Origin of the sequence: Arenimonas metalli CF5-1, from assembly GCF_000747155.1 — a bacterium.
GTDB classification, from domain to species: domain Bacteria; phylum Pseudomonadota; class Gammaproteobacteria; order Xanthomonadales; family Xanthomonadaceae; genus Arenimonas; species Arenimonas metalli.
The window spans coordinates 1-23,452 of sequence record NZ_AVCK01000014.1 but is presented as its reverse complement, the minus strand read 5'-3'; the positions used below and the strand labels follow the sequence as shown (position 1 = coordinate 23,452).

Genomic DNA, 23,452 nt, shown 5'->3' with positions numbered 1-23,452 from the left:
CTCCACAACGCAATAGAGCGTAGGTGCGCACCACGGGCCGGTTCGGGCTTCGGGACAAGGTTCGCGCGTGGATGCCGAAGGCATTCAGCTCTTATCGGCGGTACCACCAATGCTGGTCACGACGCTCGCATACGCCGACCAGTCGATGGCGGGCACGGTCCCCAGCGATTGCAGCTTGGACAATAGGCGAAAGAGGAAGCGGATCAACCCGCCCTCGCTTGGATATATCTGCAAGGCCGGACCAAACGTATCGAAGGCGCCATCGTCCAGAGCGCACCCGCAATCCAAGAGCTCCTCGGCGGCCACGGGCAGGTTCTTCTGGAACGTCGGGCCCAAGCCATCTGCCCAGCTGGAGCGAGGTGCCACGAGCCCAGCGACGATGGGGAACAAAGCCTTAGCCGGGAACGTACCGCCCGCGTGCGAGATCGGCACGGACGTGCGGACCAATCTGCGCACCGAAGCGGCTTTCTGGCCGGCGTACTCCAGGTAGCTCTTGTCGAAGTGCGGCTTCGACTCGAATACGGCGTACACCGCCTCGGCGGGGATGTATCGATGCCGCTGCTGGTCGAGCAGGGTGGGGGTGAAGTGCCGATCGAAGATGATGATGTCTATCTGATCGCTACGACCTCCCGCGCTGTCGATTACGAAGCCGGTCTCGACCTTATAGCGATCCGGCAGGTAAGCGCGGAACACTTCGATCCAGTGGTCCTCGTTCACGCTGCCCTGAGTGCCGGCATGGCCGATCGACTGCGCCGCGCGACGGATCTTCAGAGTGAGCTCTTCCTGCACGCCCACGAACGCGTCGCGCAACCATGCGGTATCGTCTTGCGGCGTGTTCATTCCGGCATCCTTGCTCATGATTTGGGGAACTTCGGCCCAAACAGCTTACGCCAAGCATCGAGCGCCTCGCCGTGCTTGCCCTGCCGCGCCAGGTGAATCGCCAAGGTGGCCTCGCGCCCGGCCGCCTCTAGCAGGGACTTGGCCCGGTTCTTCCTCGCCGCGTCCATCCCGTCGCTCACGGGAGGACCGAGGCCTGCCGGATCCGGCCAGCTCTCGTGGATGCGGTTAGCAAGGGTCGCGAATAGGCCCTGGAATTCGCGGTCGAACTGACCTCCCCACTTGCCGTGCAGGCAATCGAGCGCCATCACTTCCAGAAGGAAGGAGGGCTTCACCGGCTTCTCGCCGTGCTTCGGGTTGTTGTTCCAGTACTTGAGCATACGCACAAGGCCCTTCCACTCGTTCGAATAGTTCTTGTGGGCGGCCGTTGCCTTGTCGGCGTGGACTTCCGGGTTGGTCTTGATCCATTTCCCAGACGTGGTGTCCGGGATCTCGTAGTCGACCGCGGCTCGGAACGCCGGCACAACGTCGACGCTGAGGATGCGGTAGTTGGTGTTGTCGTCCTCGTCCACGTCTACCCCGAAGTCGACACAAATCGAGCGTGCCTGCTTTTTTACCTTCTTGTCGCCGTACTTCTCCACCAGCGCCTTGTGGAAGGCATCGATGATCTCGGACGGCGGCCTTTCGCGATAGCCGCGCTCGCTTCCCTGCAGCACGAAGAAGATGTCCACATCCTTCAGCGGCTTGGTCTTGGTGTAGCGCGCGTATGAGCCGGTCAGGAAATCGCACTCGATTTTAAACTTGCTACGAACGTGTTCGCGCACTTCAGTATGCCGAGCACTAGCGTTCTTCTGCTCCCTTTCGTTGAGCTCAAGTCGCGAGCGGAACTTTCGGAAGGCGTCGTCCAAGGTGATCATCCGGCCTTCCTCCAGTAGGTGGCGTTGGCGCCGAGGCCCTGGTGCTCGATTGTGGTCCCCAAGCTCTGCGGCACCATGCCGGCCGTGGAGTGGCCCGTGGCATCGCCCCAGCCCAAGACTTCGGGCGCGCCCGGTGCGACGGTCAGCAGCAGGGAATAGCTGCACTCGCTGGGCACCAGCCCTTCCTTGGCGATGGCATAGCGCAGCTGCGCGGTGTCGGTCCAAAAGGTACCGTCGCCGCTTGACCAGCTGTAGACGATCTCCAGGTCCCACCGGAAGACCAGCTTGTCGGTTTTCGGGTCAATGATCTCGAGCTTTACGCTACGCAGGTGGCCGGATTCCATCCATGCCGTGAGCGCGCGCAAGTTGCTCTCCCGGCCTTCCACGAACTTCGACGGATTCAGCCCACTGAGAAGAAGGATGTTCTTCAGGCTGGTGAGGATGTTGTCCGCCACGTAGCGGACCGAATGCGTGTACGAGTAGACGCTGACAGTGCTCATTTCAGCAGGCCCTCCAGGTCGAGCGTCAACGCGCCGGTCGACGACTGGTTGTTCGCGCCTTCCGCCAGTTCGATGCCGATGGCAGCATCGCGCGCGGTGATGCGGGTGCTCTTGCTCTTGAGCGCCCCCTGTACCCATTTCAGGTCGTCCGCCAGGCACGGCAGCGAAATCGCCCAATCGTCCTTGAGCGGGTCGAAGCCGAGCGGCTCCTCGCTGGCCTCGGACTCGTCCAGCGCATCTTCGTCGTATGTGCAATACACGCGCGTGCGCGGGCCGTTGCAGGTCACCACGATCGGCGCCGAGCGCAGGGCGCCATCGCCGATTACGCTCGCGGCGATGCCAGCCACTGCTTCCATTTCCGCGGCCGCAGCCGGGTTCTTGCCCCGGGTGAGCAGCTGCACGATCACGCTCCAGGTGGCGCCAGCGTCTCGGTAAGGGACGCTGCGGATGGTGCGACGAACGGTGCTCATCGCTGCAGCCCTCCCTCGGTGCGCATCTTGCGAGCGCGCTCGAGCGCGTCGCGGAGGACGGGCAGCGTGAGCGTGTCCGGGTTCAGCGCGATGGAGAGGGAGCTGCTCAATGCAGCGGCCACCGTCTTGCGGATGGCGCGTCCGTCCAAGCCGACCGCGGCCGCCGCGCAGGCGTCCAACTCCTTTGACTTGGCAAGCGCCTGCATTGCCGGATAACTCTCCGCAAGGCCGTTCAAGCACTCGACCAAGATCTGCCGGCACGCCGCCGCCTCAGGCAGCGGGATCTCGAGGACCAGGTCACACCGCGAGGTGAAGGCGCTATCGACCGCCTTGGGGAAGTTGCTGGTGGCGACGAAGAGCAGGTCCGGATACTGCTGCGCCAGGGCGTCGAGCTGGACGAGTACCGCGTCGGTGGCGCGGTGGGCGTCGATGGGGTTGGCGTCCATGCTCATCTTGGCGCGGTCGGCTGCCAACGTTTCGACCTCGTCGAGCAGCACGATGGTCGGCCCGCGCAGCGCCGCCTCGGCGATGGTCTTCGAGAACAAGTCGGTCACCGCGCGCTGGCTCTTGCCCATCATCGAACTGGTCAGCGAGTGGGGCTCCACCTCGACCAGACGGAATTCCTTGCCCTTGAACGACTCGGCGACGCGGTGAGCCAGTCCGCGGGCCAGTGACGTCTTTCCCGTGCCTGGCGGACCGACGAGCAGGATCACCCCGTGTAGCGGCAGCACCGTGCGCGAGACCTTGCGGCGCATGGTGAAGTTGAGGACCGCCTGTCCGAGCAGCTGTTCTTTGAGCTGTGCATCCAAAACGATGGAGTTCCACAGCGCCCCCAGCTCCGGGTCGGGGAGGGGGCGGTCAACATTAATTCCCTTGACGAGGTCGCTGGGAACTGAGGCAAGATGGGACATGGGTATTGGCTCCTTGATCGGTCGATGGACGATCCGACCCGGAGGTCCCCTCGCCCTGCTGTTGACACTGGCTTACCGGCTGCTCAACTCTTGGTTAGCCGCTCCGGCCCGCGGCTACCCTTCATTACTTGGTGACGCTCTCCCGCGAGTTCTAGTGGACCCGCCGCGCGGCGATGTTTCCGCTGCAGCAATGGCACTTGTGGTAAGGCCCGTAGCGGCCGTCGATGAGGGCCCCCAGCGGGCCACCGCACTTTGGGCATCGCAGCCCCTCCCCCCGCTCCCACTGCCAGAACCGGTACATGGGCTCACTGGCCAACAACGCGGCGAGCCCGATCCCGCCCAGGAACACCCACGGTGCGAACCCCGCGAAGGTGGCCAGGAAGGGAAATGTCCCTGCCTGCTTGAGCACCAGCGCTAGTGCCGAGGTGAAGGCCAGGACCAAGCCCGACGGCACCAGCGCCCTCATGTACATCCAGTCCAGCCGATCCATTACCCTGTCCTCGTGTAGGTGGTTGCGTTCCGGGCGGCCCCCCCCCCCGTCACCCCGTATAGCCGGGGGCGGTCTCACGAACTGAGATTCGCCGGACTGGGAGGGCCGTCACCTAGTAGGGCTCCACCGAGGGCTGGTTTCGGACACGCGTCCGAGAATGCCGCCCGGCGGAGCCCTATAAAGCAAAGGAGGCTGCATTGGCGGATTCCAGCGAAGTTGAGCAACCGCCCGGGGGTGCAGGCCAGGCCGACGTCCTTGAGGCGATTACCGAGCAGGACCTGCGCTACCTGCGCGCCTGCGCCGGGCGCATGTGCCTGGGCGACGTGGTGTCGCCCGACGACCTGGTCCAGGAAGCGCTCGCCCGCACGGTCCTGGGCGACCGGACGTGGCGGAAAGACGTGGCGTTACGTACCCAGCTGGTCAGCACGATGAAGAGTGTCCTGCATGCTTGGCGCAAGGCACGAGGCCGGAATCCCGAGGTGCAATGGCAGGAAGCCGTTGATGGTTTTGTGTTGGAAGATGGCGATGGCGAGATGTCGCATGCTGACCCGGCCTACGAAGTGCGGCTGACAGAGCAACTCGATGAAGTGGGCGCGTTTCTCGCCAGCGATCCGGCGGCCCGGGATGTGATGCACGGCGCGCTCGCCGGCTACGAGGGAGAGGAATTGGAAATCGTTACCGGACTGAGTGCCGAACAGATTATCGCCGCGCGCAAGCGTATCGCGCGCAAAATTGGCAAACGGGAGAACTGACATGAGCAGCAGTGAACGCCCGTCGCAGAAATACCTGCGCTTGCTGAATTTCCTTCACGTGGATGTCGACGACCTGCCGGCCGATGCTGAACCGGTCAATGTCGATCGGGATGCAGTGCTGGCGGCCGCGCGCCAACGGGCGGGGCGGCTACGATTCTTGCGCGCAAGATCGGAGATGGAAGCAGCCAGATCAAGGTTCTCACAACCAACGTTGTCTGAGTTGGTTGTTCAAAAAGCAAGAGCAGTGCTAGAGCAGATCGTGCAGAGCGATTCTGCATCTCGCGAAAAGTTTTCTTTAGCTTTTCGCAGCGGAAAAGCGCTTCCAGACAGCGAAGTACTATCCATCTTAAGTGAGTTCCAGGCGCTTGGACACGACCTGGAAGCTATTGCTAAAAGACTGAAAGAGTGAATACGCCTGAGTCACTGCTCCGCTCGCTAGGCATCAGTTCGGCGGACGGAATAGATCTCGAAACAATTGCTTGGCACTGTGGTTTGACGGTGCGGTTCGCGCCACTGACCGGATGCGACGCACGAATTGTCGGGAAGGGCGATCGGGGCGTACTTACCGTCAGCTCAGCGCAAAGTCCTGCGCGTCGACGATTTTCACTCGCACACGAGCTCGGGCATTGGCAGCTACACCGAGGCCGTTTGATGTTATGTAGAGCCGAAGAGATCGAGGGCTCGGTAACGGAAGCTCGAGGGTTCGAGCTCGATGCTGATCAGTATGCGGCGTCGCTTCTCATGCCGCGTTTCCTATTCGTGCCGGCAGCTGACCTCATCAAGAACAAGCCGCCATGGTTGATAGCAGAAGCATTGTCCGCGCAGTTCCAGACAAGCCTGCTCGCTACGGCGTTGCGGATGATTGCGTTGGATGTTTGGCCCGGATGGTTGGTATGCCACACGCGCCACGGCCGCCCTTTCTGCTTCAAAGCACCTTCGGTCGATGACATCGGCCGACCGCCATTGGCTGTGGACTATCGTTCCGCCGCCTTCGATGTAGTTCATGCAAATGCCAGCGGGCTACACGCTCGCAAAGTCGCCGGCGACGTTTGGTTCGCGGGAGCCAAGCACCGAATTGCCATGGAGTATGCTCGAGCCTACCCGCCAGAACGCGTCTTAACTTTCGTCCGCCTGCTCTGATTCGGGGCGGGTCCCGGGCTGCAGAACGTCGTGGCGGCGCGATAACGAGCTTCGCGTTTCCTTCGAAGATTCTCCGCGCCAGTCACGCTAGGTCGCTGGCAATAGCGACCTAGCGGAACGCCTGTTAACCTATCTGGGTGTCCAACTATTCGAGCACGCGAAACAATGGCAGTCGGGGAATTTGATGCGGCGCTTTCGGAACTCGCGGCGTTGGACCGCCTCGAGCAGTTTTCCGCAATTGCGGAAGGCATACTTGCGCAGAATGCTGTCAACCAAGTGCGTTCTGACGAGCGTTTTGCCCAAGGAATATCTCGAGCGACCGCTCTCCTTCGCCAATCCTCTGACGAGGAATTCTTGAGAGGTATCGCCGCTCTCTTTCGGATGGGATCTGCCTCAAAGCCGGTAATGACCATGGTGCGCCATGCAACGCGCGGCCAGTTGGAGAGTCCGATCCCTCCCCTCGATAGGTTGAAGGACGGAGAATCTAGGTACTATGCGGCGCTCAGTTTAGAGGACTTGAATGCTCCTTGGATCGCGCCTTACTGCGCTCGCGGCATAGCAAATGAAGAGACTGCTGAGAAGGCAAGAGCTGGTCTCTCGCGAACGCTACTTAGGCTCTTGCCTCTGGACCAAGCGCTGGAATTGATTGCCGTGGAGCTTGGTAAGCTCAAGTTCGAGACGGACGAACCAATTGAATCCGCGACGCGACGAATGAAGCGAGTAGTCGCGGCTTTGAGGCCTGCCCTAGTGTCGGGATCGGTAACGGCTGGTGAGAGCATTGGCAAAGCTATTCAGTCCTTTCTCTTGAGCGGTTTCACCAGCGGGGTGCCTGCGGCTGGTAGAGCGCTGAATGAGTTTGCGGCTGAAAGTTGCGGTTTTGTCTTTGACCTGGCGAGAACTCAGGTTGCGACAATTGCGGACCCAAAAATTTATCGAGCCCTTGGGCCAATCCGAAATTGGATGACTCCTCCTCACTGGTCTCGCTTTGTCAAGAAGACAGCTCCGGCTCAAGGACTACTTGCAATACTCGTGAGTGCAATTGTCCTTCTAGGCAGACAGAACGTCGCGGACGGCGAGCTCCTTGAGGCACTGCAAATCTTCGCTGCGAACCGCAAGGAGGCGGAGGCTATCGCGGCAAATATCGCGACGGAGCACCCCGAGCTGCCGGCGGACATCCGCGAGTGGATTTCAAAGTTTGGTCGCACCCGCTCAACTCCGGTTCTCACGTCGATGAGCGAAGCAAGGGACGCGGGCTCTGACTTCGAGCTGGCGGGAATCCTGGTCGGGGCGGCGTCCTTGCGGAGTTCTTCACCTGATGGCGAAGGTAGGGGCGTGCTTAGACTTCTTGAGGCGATTGATTCGCTGGCAACCAAGAGGGGGATGCGAGTCAAACACCAAATCGGAGACGTGATCCCCTATTCGCCAGTGGCCCACGAGCTGGTTGGCGGACACAGATTAGGTATCGCAAGGGTTAAGGTCGTTGCGCCGCTCGTTGAGCGCACTGCGGCTGATGGAAGCGCGTTAACTGTTCTTAGGGCCGTGGTTGAACCTATCGGGGATTTAGCATGACGTCGAACGAATCCGAATTACTCGGTCTGCTGAGAAGTCTGGTCGCCAAGGTTGATGCGATCGAAGCTACAGTCGCAGATGTCGCTAGAAGGGTTGGTTCCGTCGAGGAGCGGCTGAAAGGAAGAGACGCAGAAAGCAACGGTTCGGGCGCGCCGCTGGCCGTCTTACGAGGCAATGCACTTTCCGTGCGGGCGGCTGAGGACCCTGACGTGTTGCTCTGCTTGGATTTTGGCACTGCCAGATCGAAGGCATTTGCGACTCGGGGAACTGACGAGAATCTGGTCGACATCGCGGTCGGCAGGCGAGCTGGGTCTCAAACGATGCACAGCGTCTTGTCTTGCATGTTTATCGGAGACGACGAGCGAATCTATTTCGGAGAGGACGCCGCCAACCGAAGCGAGCTGGCAGTGTTGCAAGGTTCCAGACGCCGGATCGATTCTTTCAAGGCAATCATTACGAACGCGAATCCAGGCGCCGACCTGCGGGCGACTATCCTAGGCGTAGATCTAAATCCTTCGGACATTCGCTTGTCCGAAGGCGACATTCTGAGCCTCTATTTGGCGTATCTAACGGACTTGGCGGCGAGCGAGCTAGAAGCGCAAGGTATCTCTCGCTACGTTACTCGCCGGTTTACCACCCCAGTTTTCCCAGACGATCATAGGCGCTGGGCGGCTCCGACTCTAACAAGGCACTACTCGGAGGCTGTCCTGCTTGCCGACCATTTCAGTGGGCAGTGGCGCGAGGGGATCACCGTGTCCGACGCGGCAAATGCTATTCGAAGCGCGGCGGCGAATTTCCCTGCGGTACTTCATCTGGTAGCCGAGCCAGAGGTTGAGCCGGTGGCTGCATTCGGTAGCCGCTTCCGTTCATTTGAGCCTGAAAGACGCAGCCGAAAGTTGTTGACGATCGTTGATGTTGGTGCGGGCACGACTGATTTCGCGACGTTTGCGTTGATCGTGGATCCAGAGTTGGGCCTCAAGATGTACCTGGTCCCGAACTCGGTCCACGCCCTACGAAAGGCCGGCAACGAGGTCGATCGGATTCTTCAGGAACTGATTCTTCGAAAGGTTCTGGCGGAAAGGCCTGGCCTAGACGCGTCGTTGCTAGCCAGGATACGAGCAACGCTTTCTCTCCAACAGCGTGTGCTCAAGGAACGGCTCTTCAGGGATCAGGTCGTTTCATTTGAACTGGCGGATGACACGCGAGGCGAGGTTACTATCGAGGAGTTTCTAGCGGACCCGGACCTGCAGCGGTTTTCGAGCGAGCTTCGAGAGCACTTCACGCGATCGCTCGCGAAAATCGAATCTTCGTGGTTTCGGGAAGCTGGCGGAAACACCCTAGAAGTGGTTTTCACGGGAGGTGGCGCGAACTTGCCAATGATCCAGGGCCTCGGCCGAGGGCAAGTTGCTGGTCTAGCCGATTACGTCGACTGCGTTGCGTCTCCCTCCCTTCCCCGGTGGGTTAGTCGGGATTACCCAGAGTTGGGAGACGAGTTCCCGCAACTGGCAGTGGCGATCGGCGGCGCTTCCCGAAATCTGCCGCAGTACCCGGAGCAGCAATTTGCCAGCTTTGGCGGGCTAACCGAGCAGGGAGCCTGGGTGATCCCCCCTGCCAGAAAGGGATAGAGCCCGGGGTGCTGCGGCCAAACTACCCTGGATTGACATGGCCAATCTTTATTGGATCGCGCAACGTCCGCTACGCTGCCGGGCTGCATCTCCAGGAAGCTTCGTCATGACCGCCACCCTGCGCGCCACCCTGCTGGCGTCGTCCTTCGCCCTCGTCCTGGCCGCCTGCTCCGAGCCGGCCACCGCGCCCGCCGCCGATGCGCCCGGGGAGCCCGCCCCGGCGGCCGCGATCGCCCCGACCGACGAAGCCGGCCTGCGCCAGGCCGTGCGCGAGGCGACCTCGGCGCAGCGGGTCTACGCACCCGCCGGCGACAATGCGATCGAGTACTACCTGGCCCTGCGCGACCTGCGTCCGGAAGACCCGGCGGTCGCCACCGCGCTGATGGAGTTGCTGCCGTATGCCGTCATCGGCAGCGAGCAGGCCGTCGGTCGCGAGGACTTCACCGAGGCCCGCCGCCTGCTCGGCCTGATCGAGCGCACCGACGCCAACGCCCCGGCGCTGTCTCGCCTGCGCGAGAGCATCGCGGCGGCCGAGGCCAGCGCCGCGCGCCGGCTGATCGCCGAGGCCGAGGCCGAGAAACTGCGCGAGCAGCAGGCCGCCGAGCAAGCCGCGGCCGCCGAACGCGAGCGCCAGCTGGCCGAGCAGGCCGCGCGGCAAACCCCGGCGCCGGCGGCCGCTGCGCCCGTGGCGGCGGCGCCTGCCGCGGCGCCGGCTCCGCCTGCGGCGGCAGCGGCGGCCCCCCGCGTTTCTGCCAACGGCATCGGGACGGAAGTCCCTCCCACAAGGGCGGCTGCGGTCGAGCCGCGGCTGATCAGTGCGCCGCCGCCGCGCTATCCGCTCACGGCGATGCGGCGCAAGCTCGAGGGCCAGGTCACGCTGGAGTTCACCGTGCAGCCCGACGGCAGCGTGTCCTCCCCGCGCGTGGTCAGCGCCACGCCGGAGGGCGTGTTCGACGAAGCGGCGCTGGTGGCGGTGTCGCGCTGGCGCTTCGAACCGATGCCGCGCGCGGTGACCACGCGCCGGCAGCTCCAGTTCAAGCCCTGACCCCGGCGATATCCCTGGTCAGGAGCGTCAGGACTTATCCGCCGGGCGACGGGCTGTCCGGGACCCTGCATCGCCGTCGGCCTGGGCCGAGCGCTTGAGCTCGAGTTTGGCGATCGTGGTGTTGTGCACTTCGTCGGGCCCGTCCGCCAGGCGCAGCGAGCGCGCCGCCACGTAGAACTGCGCCAGCGGGAAATCTTCGCTGACGCCGGCGCCGCCGTGGGCCTGGATCGCCCAGTCCACGACCTGCTGCGCCATCTTCGGCGCCACCACCTTGATCATCGCGATCTCGCGCCGCGCGACCTTGTTGCCCACCGTGTCCATCGCCTGCGCGGCCTTGAGCGTGAGCAGGCGCGCCTGCTCGATCAGGCAGCGCGACTCGGCGATGCGCTCGTGCCACACCGAGTACTCGCCGATCGGCCGCCCGAAGGCCACGCGCGTGCGCACGCGCGCGCACATCAGCTCCAGCGCGCGCTCGGCCAGACCGATCAGGCGCATGCAGTGGTGGATGCGGCCCGGGCCCAGGCGGCCCTGCGCGATCTCGAAGCCGCGGCCTTCGCCCAACAGCAGGTTCGACGCCGGCACCCGCACGCCTTCGAGCGCGATGTCCATGTGCCCATGCGGCGCTTCGTCATAGCCGAACACGGTGAGCGGCCGGATCACGCGGATGCCGGGCGCGTTGGCCGGCACCAGGATCATCGACTGCTGGTGGTGCACGTCGGCATTGGGGTCGGTCTTGCCCATCACGATGAACAGCTCGCAGCGCGGATCGCCGGCGCCCGAGGACCACCACTTGTGCCCGTCGATCACGTAGTCCTCGCCGTCGCGACGGATCGAGCACTGGATGTTGGTGGCATCCGACGACGCCACGTCCGGTTCGGTCATCAGGAAGGCCGAGCGGATGCGGCCGTCGAGCAGCGGGTCGAGCCAGCGGGCCTTCTGTTCCTCGGTGCCGTAGCGCTCCAGCGTTTCCATATTGCCGGTGTCGGGCGCCGAGCAGTTGAACACTTCCGGCGCCCAGGGCACGCGGCCCATCACTTCGCACAGCGGTGCGTACTCGAGGTTCGACAGGCCTTCCGGCGCGCGCTCGGAGCGCGGCAGGAACAGGTTCCAGAAGCCGCGCTCGCGGGCCAGCGGCTTGAGCTCCTCGATCACCGGGTTGGGCGTCCACGGTTTGCCGGCGGCGCGGGCCTTGTCGGCCTCGGCGCGGTAGCGGGCCTCGTTCGGGGTGATGTGCGCGTCGAAGAAATCGCCCAGGTCGCGCAGCATCGCCTGCACGCGCGGGGAATAGTTGAAGTCCATGGCCATCCTGCGGAGTCGGGGATTCGCCAGGCCCGGCAGGGGCTTGCGGCGACTGCGGCCAGCCTAGGCCGCGCGGCCGAAGGCTGGCAAGGCCGCCCCGGCTTGACATGCAAATGCGAACCATTATCATCAAGACCGCACCCCGTCCCGGAGCCCGCCATGAACCTGCCGCCCTTGCCCGCCCAGGCCCACGCGCCGACCGGCGATTCCCGCGCCGACGAGCTGCCGCTCGCCTTCGACAGCCGCGAACTGCTGCGCGGCGTCCGCGAAGTGCTGATCCGCCACGCCGGCCAGGTCTACCGCCTGCGCCACACCCGCAACGACAAGCTCATCCTGGTGAAGTGAAGCCGGGTCGCGCGCGCTGGGCATAATGGCGCGTCCCGCCACCGCCCGAAGCGCACCGATGACCCTGCTAGAAACCGTCGAACACCAAACCGGCCCCGATCCGCGCTGGTCCATCCTCTGGCTGCACGGCCTCGGCGCCGATGGCCACGACTTTGCGCCGATCGTGCCCGAGCTGCTGCGCGCGGGCTGGCCGGCGCTGCGCTTCGTGTTCCCGCATGCGCCGGTGCGCGCGGTGACGATCAACAACGGCGCCCGCATGCGCGCCTGGTACGACATCCGCAACCTGCAGATCGACCAGCGCGCCGACGAGCAGGGCGTGCGCGAATCCATCGCCCAGGTCGAGGCGCTGATCGCCCGCGAGGTCGAGCGCGCCGTGCCGCCCGAACGCATCCTGCTGGCCGGCTTCTCGCAGGGCGGCGCCATCGCCCTGGCCGCGGGCGTGCGCCGCGAGGCCGCGCTCGGCGGCCTGGTCGCGCTATCCACCTACCTGCCAATGGCCAGCACCACGGGCGCCGAGGCGACCAAGGCCGGCCTCGGCACGCCGGTATTCATGGCCCACGGCGTGCACGATCCGGTGGTGCCCGAATCCCTGGGCCAGCGCAGCCGCGTGGTGCTCGAGTCGCTGGGCATGGCCATCGACTGGCACGCCTACCCGATGCCGCACAGCGTCTGCGCCGAGGAGATCCGCGACCTCGGCGACTGGATGCACCAGCGCTTCCTCGCGGGCTGAACGCGGCGCGGGCCTCGGGCATACTGCCCGCATGAAACTCCTGCTCGTCGACGACGAACCGCTGGCCCGGCAACGCCTGGCCGCGCTGCTGCGCGAGATCGGCGGCCAGGAGGTGGTGGGCGAAGCCGGCAACGGCCGCGAGGCCGTGGAGATGGCCGAAGCCCTCGGCGCCGAATGCGTGCTGATGGACATCGCCATGCCGGTGATGGACGGGCTCGAGGCCGCGCACCACCTGGCCGGCCTGCCGGCGCCGCCCGCCGTCGTCTTCTGCACGGCCTTCGACCAGCACGCGCTGGCGGCCTTCGAAGCCGCCGCGGTGGATTACCTGGTCAAGCCCGTGCGGCGCGAACGCCTGGCCGAAGCGCTGGAGCGTGCCCGCCGCCAGCTGGCCGCGCGCGAACCGACGCGCCAGCTGCCGCCCGACGCCGAGCGCCGCCGCAGCCACCTCAGCGCCCGCCTGCGCGGCAGCCTGCGCCTGATCCCGGTCGAGGACATCCACTACCTGCAGGCCGAGGAAAAATACGTGGTCGTGCACCACGCCCGCGGCGAGGACCTGATCGAGGAATCGCTCAAGTCGCTCGAGGCCGAGTTCGCCGACCGCTTCCTGCGCATCCACCGCAACTGCCTGGTGGCCAACGACGAGTTCGCCGAACTGCGCCGTTCGCCCGACGGGCAGGTGCACGCCATCCTTCGCAATTCCAAGACTCCGCTCGAAGTCAGCCGGCGCTGCCTGCCGCTGCTGCGCGAGCGGCTCAAGCATCTCTGAGGGGAGAGACCCGATGCCGACCATCCGCCTGGCCACCCGCGAAAGCGCGCTGGCGCTGTGGCAGACCAACCACGTCGCCGACCGCCTGCGCGCCGCCCATCCCGGGCTCGAGGTCGTGCTGGTGCCGATGACCACCCGCGGCGACCAGGCCATCGACCAGCCGCTGGTCGAGATCGGCGGCAAGGGCCTGTTCCTGAAGGAGCTCGAGGTGGCGATGCTGGAAGGCCGCGCCGACGCCGCCGTGCATTCGCTCAAGGACGTGCCGATGGAGCTGGACGGCCCGTTCGCGTTGCCGGCCATCCTCGAGCGCGCCGATCCCTTCGACGCCTTCGTGTCGGTGAAGTACGAAGCCTTCGAGGAGCTGCCTTACGGCGCGAAGGTGGGCACGTCCTCGCTGCGTCGCCAGGCCCTGCTCAAGGCGCATCGCCCCGACCTGGTGCTGGTGGACCTGCGCGGCAACGTCAACACCCGCCTGGCCAAGCTCGACGCCGGCGACTACGACGCCATCGTGCTGGCCTGCGCCGGCCTCGAGCGTTTGGGCATGGGCGATCGCATCCGCGAGCGGCTGTCCGCGCCGCGCTTCATCCCCGCCGCCGCGCAGGGTGCCGTGGTCATCGAATGCCGCCAGGGCGACGCCGCCATCCGCGACCTGGTGGCCGTGCTCGACCACGCCGAGACCCGCGCCTGCGTCAGCGCCGAGCGCGCCATGACCCGCGCGCTGGGCGGCAGCTGCCACGTGCCGATCGCCGCCTATGCCACGCTCAGCAAGGACCGGATGTCGCTGGAAGGCCTGGTCGGCGACGCCAAGACCGGCCAGACCGTCCGCGGCTATGCCAGCGGCCCGATGTCCGAGCCGGACAAGCTCGGCACCCAGGTCGCCGACATGCTGGTCGCCCGCGGCGCCGACGCGCTGCTGCCCTGAAATTGTAGGAGGGCCTTCAGGCCCGAAGCTTTTCGCCAAAAGCTTCGCGCCTGAAGGCGCTCCTACAGGGTGGGGTCAGTAGTACAGGGTGACTACGTGGCGGGCCTGGGCGAAGAACAGCCAGCGCTCCACGCCCGCACCCAGCATCACCGACACCGCGGCGACGCCCATCGGCCAGGCCGCGTCGAGGTGCGGCAGCAGCCACACCGGCAGCGCGCACAGCGCCGGCACCGCCGCGAACAGCAGCACGCTGATCACCCGCAGCTTGCGCGCATGCTTGCGCGCCAGGACGTGGCCCATCTCGGTGGTGAGGTAGTTGGCTTCGGTGTGCGGCCGCTCGAAGACGCGGGCCTCGCGGTCGGCCGGCAGGCCCAGCGCCGAGGCGCGCGTGGCCGGCAGCGTGCCGGCGTCGATCGCCCGCCAGTACCGCCACTTCATCCCCGCCAGCAGCACCGACGACAGCACGATGCCGAGCCCGGCCAGGTTCCAGGCCTCGGTGAAGGTCGCCAGCAGGAAGGCCATCAGCACGCCGCCGGTGTGCAGCGCGAAGACCACGTACACCGCCGGCACCCAGCGGTTCGACCAGGCCGGGATCGGCTTGAGCGAGGCGTAGATCATCGCCGTGCAGGCCACCGTGGCCAGCGACAGCATCGCCAGCGACACCAGCAGCGCCGGCGCCATCATCTTCAAGGCCTGCAGGCCGGTGAGTGCGCCCAGCACCATCAGTACGAAGGGGACGTAGCAGGCCAGCGCCAGCACGCCTTCGCGCGAGAGCCAGCTGCTGCGCCACTGGCTGAAGGCGCGCCAGGCCCGCAGCGGCTTGCCCAGGTGCAGGGTGGAGCTGAGCAGCCCGGCCGTGACCAGCACGAAGCCGAGCACCATCGCGATGCCGTGCCCCGCCAGGCCTTCCTTCCCGGGCGGGAAGCCCCACAGCGCGAACGCGGCCCAGAACCAGAGCCCGTAGCCGGCGCCCGACAGGGTGGTGAACAGGATGACGGAAAAGGCCGGATGCATGTCAGCGGCTCAGCGCGCGGTCGAGCCAGCGCAGCAGCGGGTTGAGCTTCGAGGTGTCCAGGGTTTCCTCCGGCGCGGCCTGCGCTTCGCCGGGCGGCCCGGCGCGGCGTTCGCGCTGCGGCAGGTAGCGGTTCACCGGCGCGTAGCCCAGCTCCGGCATCAGCGCCACGCCGCCGCGCTCGACCACCAGCTTCGACACGGCCGATTCGGGATCGCCGAGGTCGCCGAAGTGGCGCGCCTTGGTCGGGCAGGCCTGCACGCAGGCCGGCTGGCGCGAGGCCTCCGGGATGGTCTCGTTGTAGATGCGGTCCACGCACAGCGTGCATTTCTTCATCACGCCCTCGACCGCGCTGTACTCGCGCGCGCCGTAGGGGCAGGCCCAGCTGCAGAGCTTGCAGCCGATGCACTTGTCCTCGTCCACCAGCACGATGCCGTCCTCGACGCGCTTGTAGCTGGCGCCGGTGGGGCAGACGGTGACGCAGGCCGGCGTCTCGCAGTGCAGGCAGCTGCGCGGGAAGTGCAGGGTGGTGGCCGGCTGGGCCGCCGTGGCTTCGACCTCGTACGAGTGCACGCGGTTGAACCAGACGCCGCTGGGGTCCTTGCCGTAGGGCCGCTCGTCGGTGAGCGGGCCGGCGATGCCGCCGGCGTTCCACTCCTTGCACGACACCGCGCAGGCATGGCAACCGACGCAGGTGTCGAGGTCGATCACCAGGCCGAGCTTCTTCTTTCCGGGAGGGTCGAGCGTGGTCATCAGAACGGGAAGAACCTCGGGATGAAATAGACCGCCATGCCCCAGAACAGCAGGTTGAGCGGGATGCCCATCTTCATGAAGTCGACGAAGCGGTAGTTGCCCGCGTTGTAGACCATGGTGTTGGTCTGGTAGCCCACCGGCGTGGCGAAGCTGGTGGAGGCGGCGAACAGCACGGCCACCAGGAAGGGCGTCGGGCTCACGTCCATGGACACTGCGGTCGAGTAGGCGATCGGCGTGATCAGCACGGCGGCGGCATTGTTGCTCATCAGCTCCGTCAGCGTCGCGGTGACCAGGTAGACCGCCGCCAGCACCGCCAGCGGGCCGAACGCGCCGACCCAGTTCACGGAGAAATCGGCCACGCCCTGCGCCAGGCCGGATTTCTGCATGGCGATGCCCAGCGGCAGCACGCCGGCCAGCAGCACGATCACGCGCCAGTCCACGGCCTGGTAGGCCTGGTCATTGCCGATGCAGCGCGTGGCCACCAGGGCGATGCCGCCGAGGATGGACGAGGCCACGATCGGCAGCCAGCCCAGGGCCGCGACGCCGATCGCGGCGACCATGATGCCGATCGCCAGCAGCGCCTTGCTGCGCGGCGGGTTGGCATCGCCGCGTTCGTTGAGCACCACCAGGTTCTGGTTGGCGCGGATGGCGGCCAGCTCGGCGCGCGGGCAGAGCAGCAGCAGCACGTCGCCGACGTTGAGGCTGACGTCCTTGATCTGCTCGCGCAGCACTTCGCCGCGGCGGTGCACGGCCAGCACGGTGGCGTTGTAGTTCCACTGGAAGTCGAGCTCGCGCAGGGTCAGCCCGATCAGCCGAGCGCCCGGCGCCACCATGGCCTCCACCAGCACCTGCGCCGCGTCGCCGTCCTCGCCGGTGAACTGGCTGTCCTGCAGCTTGAACTCCGGCTCGAGCTCGAGCTTGGCGCTGTCCTTGAGGGCCTTCAGCTTCTCCCAGTCGCCGCGCACCAGCAGCACGTCGCCTTCGCGCAGCAGCTCGGCGCGCGGGGCCCAGTGCTTGTCCTCGCCGCGCAGCAGCTCGAGCACGTACACCGAATGCTTCTCCGCCAGCTGCGAAGTGGACACCGACTTGCCGATCAGCGGCGAGTCCGGCATCACCCGCAGCTCGGTGATGTACTTGCCGAGCTCATAGGTCTCGGTGATGCCCGACGGCGGGTGGTGCGGCAGCAGCCAGCGCCGGAACACCATCAGGTAGGTGAAGCCCGCGGCCATGGTCACCAGGCCCAGCGGCGCGAAGTCGAACAGGCCGAAGCCCTCGTGGCCCAGGTCCTTGGCCAGCGAGTTCACCAGCAGGTTGGTGGACGTGCCGATCAGCGTGCAGACGCCGCCCATCTGCGCCGCGTACGACAACGGGATCAGCACCTGCGAGGGCGAGCTGCGGTTGGCCGCGGTCGCCGCCAGCACCAGCGGCAGGAACACCGCCACCGCCGCCGTGTTGTTGACGAAGGCCGAGATCGGCCCGACCACGAACATGATCAGCAGCATGAACAGCCACGGCCGCTTCACCCGCCCGAACAGGCGGCCGACCGACGACAGCGCGCCGGTGTGCGCCAAACCCGCGCTGAGCACGAACATCGCCGCCACCGTGATGGTCGCCTCGCTGCTGAAACCCGACAGCGCCTCGGCCGGCGTCACCAGGCCCAGCACCAGCAGGCTCGCCAGCACCAGCATCGCCACCACGTCCACGGGCAGCTTCTCGGTGACGAACAGCGCCACCGCGCCCACCAGCACCAGCAGCGTCAGCAGGGCATCCATCTCCATGCTCAGGGCTTCCTGAAGCCGGCGCCGTAGCGCAGCGGGCGGTCGTCACCGGGCCCGGCGCCGAGCGGCGGGAACTGCGGCAGGCTGGCTTCGTGCTCGCCGGCCTTGTGGATGCGTACGCGCAGGTCGAACCAGGCGGCCTGGCCGGTCACCGGGTCGGCGTTGGCGTAGTCGCCGCCGGGCAGCTGGTCGGAGATCAAATGGTTGAGCAGGAAGCCCTTGCGCGATTCCGGCGCGTCCGGCGACAGCTTCCAGGCGCCGCGGCGTTTGCCGATCGCGTTCCAGGTCCACACGGTGTCCGGCTGCACGTTGCCGGCGAGGCGGCACTGCACGGTGATGCGGCCGTGGTGCGAATCCACGTGCACCCAGTCATCGTCGGCCAGCCCGTGGCGCGCCGCGGTGTCAGGATGCAGGTAGAGGAAATTGCGCGCGGTGATCTGCCGCAGCCAGGCGTTCTGCGAGCCCCAGGCGTGGTACATGAAGGGCGGGCGCTGGGTCACCGCGCTCAGCGGATAGTGTTGCAGGTCGAGCCTGGCGCCTTCGAAGGGTTCGTACCACGTGGGCAGCGGATCGAAGTAGCGCGCCACGCGTGCGCGCTCGGCTTCGGGCGGCTGCACCGGGCCGTGGCCCTGGGCCGCGAGCCGGAACTTCTGCAGCGTCTCCGAATAAAGCTGCAGCACCACCGGCTCGGCCTTGGCGATGAAGCCCATCTGCTGCGACCACTGCAGGTAGTCGCGGTTGGCCATCTTGAAGTAGCGGCCCGCGGCCGGCACCGGCGCCTCCCAGAAGCCGCCGTGGCTGCGGTAGCGCTCGAGCTGCTGCGGATTCGGCGGGCCCTTGCCGTGCTGGCTGCCGTCGCCGCGCCAGCCGGCCAGCAGGCCGACGCCGGGCGCACGCTCGTGGTTGACGATGTAGTCGGCGTAATCGGCGTAGCGCGGCGTGCCGTCGTCCTTCAGCAGCGCGGGCAGGCCGATGCGCGCGCCCAGGTCGAGCAGCGCCGACTGGAAGCCGCGCACGTCGCGGCCCTCGCGCTGCGCCGCGGCGTCGAGCACCGGGTGGCGGATGGCGTCGGCGGCGTGGTCGGCGTCGGAGATCGGGCGGTCGAGCAGCGAGATCGCGTCGAAGCGCTCGAGGTAGGTGGTGTCCGGCAGCACGAGGTCGGCGTAGGCCACCATCTCGCTCGAGTAAGCGTCCGAGTAGATGATCTTCGGGATGCGGTACTCGCCGCTGGCGTCCTTGTCGGTGAGCCACTGCTGGGTCTCGGCGGTGTTCATGGCCGAGTTCCAGCTCATGTTGGCCATGAACAGGAACAGCACGTCCACCGGCTTCGGGTCGGCCGCCCAGGCGTTGCGGATGACGGTGTGCAGCATGCCGTGCACGGCCAGCGGGTAGCGCCAGGAATAGGCGTGGTCGAGGCGGCGCGGCTGGCCTTCGCCGTCCACCAGCAGGTCTTCCGGCCCGTGGATGAAGCCCAGCGGCGGCGCGTCGAGGGCGCCGTTGGGCTGGCGCGCCTTGCCCGGCCGGTTCGCCGGCGGGATCGGCCGCGGGAACGGCGGCTGGTAGCGGAAGCTGCCCGGCGTATCCACCGCGCCCAGCAGCAGCTGCAGCAGGTGCAGCGCGCGGCAGGTGTGGAAACCGTTGCTGTGCGCGCTGATGCCGCGCATGGCGTGGAAGGACACCGGGCGGCCGACCATTTTCTCGTGGCGCACGCCGTGGCTGTCGGTCCAGGGCTGGTCGATCACGCAGGGCGCATCGAAGGCCGCGGCCGCGAGCTCCTTCGCGATGCGGCGTATGGTGGCGGCGGGCACGCCGCAGCGCTCGGCCACGGCGTCGGGGGCGTATTGCGGGTCGAGGTAGCGTTCGGCGACGAGGTGGAAGACCGGCACGGCGCGGCGGCCGTCGGGCAATACGTACTCTCCGACGATGGCCGGCTGGACGCCGGTAGCCTCGGCCTGTGCCACGCCCCCTGTGGGAGGGACTGCAGGAGGGCCTTCAGGCCCGAAGCTTTCGGCGAAGGGCATCGGGCCTGAAGGCCCTCCTACAGGTTCGGCGCGGTTCCAGCACAGCGCACGGCCCTCGGCATCCCGCGCGAACAGGCCATCGTCGGCGCCGCCGGGATTCCGCACCACCAGCCAATGCGCATTCGTGTACCGCACCAGGTAATCCAGGTCGACCTTGTCCGCCTTCAGCAGCTCATGGATGAGCGCAAACGCAAACAACCCATCCGTACCCGGCCGGATCCCGATCCACTCATCCGCAATCGCGCCGTAACCCGTGCGCACCGGGTTCACCGCCACCACCTTGGCGCCGCGGCCCTTGAGCTTGCCCAGGCCGAGCTTGATCGGATTGGAATCGTGGTCTTCGGCCACGCCCCAGAGCATCAGGTACTTCGAGTGCTCCCAGTCGGGCTCGCCGAACTCCCAGAAGCTGCCGCCCAGCGTGTACAGCCCGCCGGCGGCCATGTTCACCGAACAGAAACCGCCGTGCGCGGCGTAGTTGATGGTGCCGTACTGCTGCGCCCACCAGCCGGTGAGCGCCTGCGACTGGTCGCGGCCGGTGAAGAAGGCCAGGCGGTCCGGGTCGCGCTCGCGGGTTTCGCGCAGCCAGCCGGCGGCCAGGGCCAGCGCCTCGTCCCATTCGATCTCGCGGAACTTGCCTTCGCCGCGCTCGCCCACCCGCAGCAGCGGCTTGTCCAGCCGCGCCGGCGAGTAGTGCTGCATGATGCCGGCCGAGCCCTTGGCGCAGAGCACGCCGCGGTTCACCGGGTGGTCGGGGTTGCCCTCGATGTAGCGCACCTGGCCATCGCGCAGGTGCACGTTGATGCCGCAGCGGCAGGCGCACATGTAGCACGTGGTCTGTTTGACCGCGTCGCCGACGGGCTTTTGCAGTTCGAGCACGGGATCCGACATGGCGCCATTGTGCCGGTCATGGCCGTCCGCGGCGAGGGCCGCGGCCTGGCATCATTCCGGCGGCAGGATCCGGATCGCGCTGCTGTTGAAGTCGGAGTAGCGGATCTCCGAGCGGGTGGGCTGGTCGCCCTGCTGGCTGGTGACGTCCAGCTTCAGGATCAACCCGGTCCTGGCCGATACCCAGGCCACCGTGGTGGCCTCGCCGGCGCCCGCGGCCGCGGCGGGCGCGCCGGGCAGGGTGGAGGGCGGGGCCACGGCCTGTACGTAGCGGTACTTGCGCACCGGCTCGCCGTCCAGGCTGTCATCGCCCAGGTCTTCGACCACCATGCCGTCCTGCAGCTTGCGCAGGAAGGCTTCGTCGCGGTACTGCGCGGTCAGGCTGTCCATGGCCATCGGCAGCTTCATGGTGCGGCCGCCGATCTGCATGTAGCCCGAGTCGCCGATCACCACGGTGGTCGGGCCGTCCGGGATGCTGACGCGGTAGCGGTCGGGCGCCTGGAACTCGAGCTGGGTGACGAGGCGGTTCGGCTCGATCAGGACGATCTCGGCGCGGAAGCTCTTCACGGCGAGGAAGGCCTGCCAGGCCTTGAACAGTTCGTCGCTGGCGTCGTCGGCGCGGGCAGCGGCGGGGGCCAGGGCGAGCAGCAGGGGCAGCAGGGCGAGCGTGGTGAAAAGGCGGCGGGGCATGGGGGGACTGACCTTCGCTTGGAGGCAGGATGCGCCAATGCCATTCTAGGCACACCCGCGAACCCACTGGAACGAAACGATGGACCGCTACGAGCGCATCCTGGCCCTGCACCGCAGCCTCAAGACCGCCCGCTACCCGGTGCCGATCAAGGGGCTGATGGAAGAGCTGGCCTGCTCGCGCGCCACGCTTTACCGCGACATCGCCTTCCTGCGCGACGCGCTGGGCGCGCCGATCGAGAGCGAAGGCGAGGGCAGCATCCGCTACGACCAGAAGGAAGCCGAGCGCTTCGAGCTGCCGGGCCTGTGGCTGAACTCCGACGAGCTGCACGCGCTGCTGGCCGCGCACCAGCTGCTCGACCGCACCGGGCAGGGCGTGCTGTCGAGCGCGCTGGCGCCGCTGAAAGGGCGCATCGAGTCGCTGCTGGCGCAGCAGGCCGGCGGCAAGCGCTGGCCGGTGGAGCGCGTGCGCGTGATCGCCAGCGGCGTGCGGCGCCGCGACGAGCTCGCGTTCCGGCTGGTGGCCAGCGCGGTGCTGGAGCGCCGGACGCTGGCCTTCGACTACCTGGCGCGTTCGACCAACGAACGCACCCACCGCACGGTGTCGCCGCAGCGGCTCACGCACTACAAGGACAACTGGTACCTCGACGCCTGGGACCACGACCGGGAGGGGCTGCGCAGCTTTTCGGTCGACCGCATCCAGCACGCCAAGCTGCTCGACGGCACCGCGCGCGACCTGCCCGATGCCGAGCTGAACCAGCACCTGGCCTCGAGCTACGGCATCTTCTCGGGCACGCCCAAGGGCATCGCCACGATCGTGTTCTCGGCGAAGGCGGCGCGCTGGGTGGCCGACGAACACTGGCACTCGAAGCAGGAGGGCCGCTTCCTGCCCGACGGCCGCTATGAGCTGAAGCTGCCCTACAGCCACGCCAAGGAACTGCTGATGGACGTGCTGCGCTACGGCGCCGATGCCGAGGTGGTGGCGCCGGAAGCGCTGCGCCAGCAGGCGCGCACGCTGCTGCAGCTGGCGTTGTCCTCGTATGAGCGCTGAGGCGCCCCGGAAACGGGTGGCGCCCGGGAAGAACGTCGCCCTGGTGCTGGGCGCCGGCGGCGCCCGCGGCATCGCCCATGTCGGCGTGATCCAGGCGCTGGAGGCGCGCGGCTATCGCATCGCCGGCATCGCCGGGTCTTCGATGGGCTCGCTGGTGGGCGGCATCTACGCGGCGGGGCGGCTGAACGAGTACAGCGAGTGGGCGCGCGGGCTCGAGCGCGGCGATGTGCTGCGCCTGCTCGATTTCGCCTTCGGCTACCCGGGCCTGATCCGCGGCGACCGCGTGATCGGCGCGTTGCGCGAGCTGGTAGGCGAGCACCTGATCGAGGAACTGCCGATTCCCTACGTCGCCGTCGCCACCGACCTGGTGCGGCAGCGCGAGGTGTGGCTGACGCGCGGCAAGCTGTTCGACGCGATCCGCGCCTCGATCGCGATCCCGATGGTGTTCACGCCGCACGTGTTCGACGGCCGCGAGCTGGTGGACGGCGGCCTGCTGTCGCCGGTGCCGATCGCCGCCACCCGTGCGATGCGCGCCGACCGCGTGATCGCAGTGGACGTGAACGGCCCGGTGAGCTGGCTCAATCCCGGCCTGGAGCCGCGCCACGAGGAGCTCGAGGCCGGCCACGGCATCGACGAGAGCGTCGAAGCGCTCGACGAGGACGGCCCGGCCACGCTGCGCGAGCGCATGGCCGCGATCTGGGAGGGCCTGGCCAAGCCCGGCAACGGCGCCCCCAAGCCCGAGAAGAGTCGCGGCGTGATGGACCTGATGTCGCGCTCGCTCGACACCATGCAGGCCCACATGTCGCGCGTGCAGCTGGCCCAGGACCCGCCCGACCTGCTGATCCAGATCTCCCGCGAAACCGCCACCTTCTACGAATTCTGGCGCGCCGCCGACCTGGTCGAAAAAGGCCGCGAAGCCGCCGAAAAAGCCCTCGACGCCGCCGGCC

24 protein-coding genes are annotated in these 23,452 nt (G+C 66.9%); 12 read left to right on the top strand and 12 right to left on the bottom strand.

Translation table 11 applies throughout. The annotated features are described in order from the left end of the window. Positions 1–84: 84 nt before the first annotated feature. The 6 genes from N787_RS06010 to N787_RS05985 form a co-directional block, all read right to left on the bottom strand. Complete coding sequence (locus N787_RS06010; RefSeq protein ID WP_052575195.1) at positions 85–858, bottom strand: DUF6602 domain-containing protein; 774 nt, start codon at positions 856–858, stop codon at positions 85–87. Then, the gene (locus tag N787_RS06005) at positions 855–1,754 is read right to left on the bottom strand and encodes a CBASS oligonucleotide cyclase (protein ID WP_034211671.1); all 900 of its coding nucleotides are present in this window, start codon (positions 1,752–1,754) and stop codon (positions 855–857) included. Before N787_RS06005 ends, N787_RS06010 begins: the two co-directional genes overlap by 4 nt. After that, a complete protein-coding gene (locus tag N787_RS06000) occupies positions 1,751–2,254 on the bottom strand; it encodes an HORMA domain containing protein (protein WP_034211670.1) in 504 nt (167 codons plus the stop codon). Before N787_RS06000 ends, N787_RS06005 begins: the two co-directional genes overlap by 4 nt. Then, entirely contained in the window at positions 2,251–2,655 is a 405-nt protein-coding gene (locus tag N787_RS05995) for a hypothetical protein (protein ID WP_245593975.1), read from the bottom strand. Before N787_RS05995 ends, N787_RS06000 begins: the two co-directional genes overlap by 4 nt. A 65-nt stretch (positions 2,656–2,720) precedes the next feature. Beyond that, positions 2,721–3,635 carry an AAA family ATPase gene (locus N787_RS05990; RefSeq protein WP_034211666.1) on the bottom strand — a complete coding sequence of 305 codons (915 nt, stop codon included), beginning with the start codon at positions 3,633–3,635 and terminating at the stop codon, positions 2,721–2,723. Positions 3,636–3,786: 151 nt separating this feature from the next. Further along, the gene (locus N787_RS05985) at positions 3,787–4,125 is read right to left on the bottom strand and encodes a hypothetical protein (RefSeq protein WP_034211664.1); all 339 of its coding nucleotides are present in this window, start codon (positions 4,123–4,125) and stop codon (positions 3,787–3,789) included. Positions 4,126–4,322: 197 nt separating this feature from the next. Between N787_RS05985 and N787_RS05980 the strand changes: the two genes are divergently transcribed. The 6 genes from N787_RS05980 (at position 4,323) to N787_RS05975 (ending at position 10,256) form a co-directional block, all read left to right on the top strand. Further along, positions 4,323–4,877: an RNA polymerase sigma factor gene (locus N787_RS05980; protein ID WP_034211660.1), complete on the top strand. Its 555-nt coding sequence runs from the start codon at positions 4,323–4,325 to the stop codon at positions 4,875–4,877. Position 4,878: 1 nt separating this feature from the next. Next, a complete protein-coding gene (locus N787_RS14920) occupies positions 4,879–5,286 on the top strand; it encodes a hypothetical protein (RefSeq protein ID WP_156968924.1) in 408 nt (135 codons plus the stop codon). Beyond that, entirely contained in the window at positions 5,283–6,017 is a 735-nt protein-coding gene (locus N787_RS14655) for an ImmA/IrrE family metallo-endopeptidase (RefSeq protein ID WP_084590666.1), read from the top strand. Before N787_RS14920 ends, N787_RS14655 begins: the two co-directional genes overlap by 4 nt. A 210-nt stretch (positions 6,018–6,227) precedes the next feature. Beyond that, complete coding sequence (locus N787_RS14915; RefSeq protein ID WP_156968923.1) at positions 6,228–7,586, top strand: hypothetical protein; 1,359 nt, start codon at positions 6,228–6,230, stop codon at positions 7,584–7,586. Beyond that, positions 7,583–9,211 (top strand): acetate and sugar kinases/Hsc70/actin family protein, encoded by a 1,629-nt coding sequence (locus N787_RS14910; protein WP_156968922.1) that lies wholly within the window; start codon positions 7,583–7,585, stop codon positions 9,209–9,211. Before N787_RS14915 ends, N787_RS14910 begins: the two co-directional genes overlap by 4 nt. Before the next feature lie 106 nt (positions 9,212–9,317). Further along, positions 9,318–10,256 (top strand): energy transducer TonB, encoded by a 939-nt coding sequence (locus N787_RS05975; RefSeq protein WP_052575194.1) that lies wholly within the window; start codon positions 9,318–9,320, stop codon positions 10,254–10,256. 27 nt (positions 10,257–10,283) lie between these two features. Here N787_RS05975 and N787_RS05970 read toward each other — a convergent pair whose 3' ends face one another. After that, positions 10,284–11,561, bottom strand: a complete 1,278-nt coding sequence (locus N787_RS05970) for an acyl-CoA dehydrogenase family protein (protein WP_245593974.1) — start codon at positions 11,559–11,561, stop codon at positions 10,284–10,286. A gap of 153 nt (positions 11,562–11,714) precedes the next feature. Here N787_RS05970 and hemP point away from each other — a divergent pair, with 153 nt between their 5' ends. The 4 genes from hemP to hemC are packed head-to-tail and all read left to right on the top strand — an operon-like array spanning position 11,715 to position 14,318. Then, the gene (gene hemP / locus N787_RS15505) at positions 11,715–11,900 is read left to right on the top strand and encodes a hemin uptake protein HemP (RefSeq protein WP_034211658.1); all 186 of its coding nucleotides are present in this window, start codon (positions 11,715–11,717) and stop codon (positions 11,898–11,900) included. Positions 11,901–11,958: 58 nt separating this feature from the next. Further along, the gene (locus tag N787_RS05960; RefSeq protein ID WP_034211656.1) at positions 11,959–12,630 is read left to right on the top strand and encodes an alpha/beta hydrolase; all 672 of its coding nucleotides are present in this window, start codon (positions 11,959–11,961) and stop codon (positions 12,628–12,630) included. 31 nt (positions 12,631–12,661) lie between these two features. Next, positions 12,662–13,396 (top strand): LytR/AlgR family response regulator transcription factor, encoded by a 735-nt coding sequence (locus tag N787_RS05955; RefSeq protein WP_034211655.1) that lies wholly within the window; start codon positions 12,662–12,664, stop codon positions 13,394–13,396. Between the two features lie 13 nt (positions 13,397–13,409). Further along, positions 13,410–14,318 (top strand): hydroxymethylbilane synthase, encoded by a 909-nt coding sequence (hemC, locus tag N787_RS05950; protein ID WP_034211654.1) that lies wholly within the window; start codon positions 13,410–13,412, stop codon positions 14,316–14,318. Between the two features lie 75 nt (positions 14,319–14,393). On the opposite strand, the gene N787_RS05945 is transcribed toward hemC, so the two are convergent. From N787_RS05945 to N787_RS05925, 5 genes are read right to left on the bottom strand one after another with little or no spacing between them, the layout of a single operon-like run. Next, positions 14,394–15,332 (bottom strand): dimethyl sulfoxide reductase anchor subunit family protein, encoded by a 939-nt coding sequence (locus N787_RS05945; protein ID WP_034211653.1) that lies wholly within the window; start codon positions 15,330–15,332, stop codon positions 14,394–14,396. A gap of 1 nt (position 15,333) precedes the next feature. Next, positions 15,334–16,083, bottom strand: coding sequence for a 4Fe-4S dicluster domain-containing protein (locus tag N787_RS05940; protein ID WP_034211652.1), 750 nt, complete (start codon positions 16,081–16,083; stop codon positions 15,334–15,336). Next, complete coding sequence (locus tag N787_RS05935; RefSeq protein WP_034211649.1) at positions 16,083–17,861, bottom strand: SLC13 family permease; 1,779 nt, start codon at positions 17,859–17,861, stop codon at positions 16,083–16,085. Before N787_RS05935 ends, N787_RS05940 begins: the two co-directional genes overlap by 1 nt. A 2-nt stretch (positions 17,862–17,863) precedes the next feature. Further along, on the bottom strand, positions 17,864–20,770 hold the full coding sequence (locus N787_RS05930) for a molybdopterin-dependent oxidoreductase (RefSeq protein WP_052575193.1): 2,907 nt from the start codon (positions 20,768–20,770) through the stop codon (positions 17,864–17,866). Positions 20,771–20,821: 51 nt separating this feature from the next. Beyond that, on the bottom strand, positions 20,822–21,457 hold the full coding sequence (locus tag N787_RS05925) for a hypothetical protein (RefSeq protein ID WP_034211647.1): 636 nt from the start codon (positions 21,455–21,457) through the stop codon (positions 20,822–20,824). 79 nt (positions 21,458–21,536) lie between these two features. Between N787_RS05925 and N787_RS05920 the strand changes: the two genes are divergently transcribed. Continuing rightward, positions 21,537–22,505: a helix-turn-helix transcriptional regulator gene (locus N787_RS05920; protein WP_034211646.1), complete on the top strand. Its 969-nt coding sequence runs from the start codon at positions 21,537–21,539 to the stop codon at positions 22,503–22,505. Positions 22,506–22,521: 16 nt separating this feature from the next. Next, on the top strand, positions 22,522–23,452 hold a 931-nt coding region (locus N787_RS05915), incomplete at its 3' end, for a patatin-like phospholipase family protein (protein WP_052575192.1).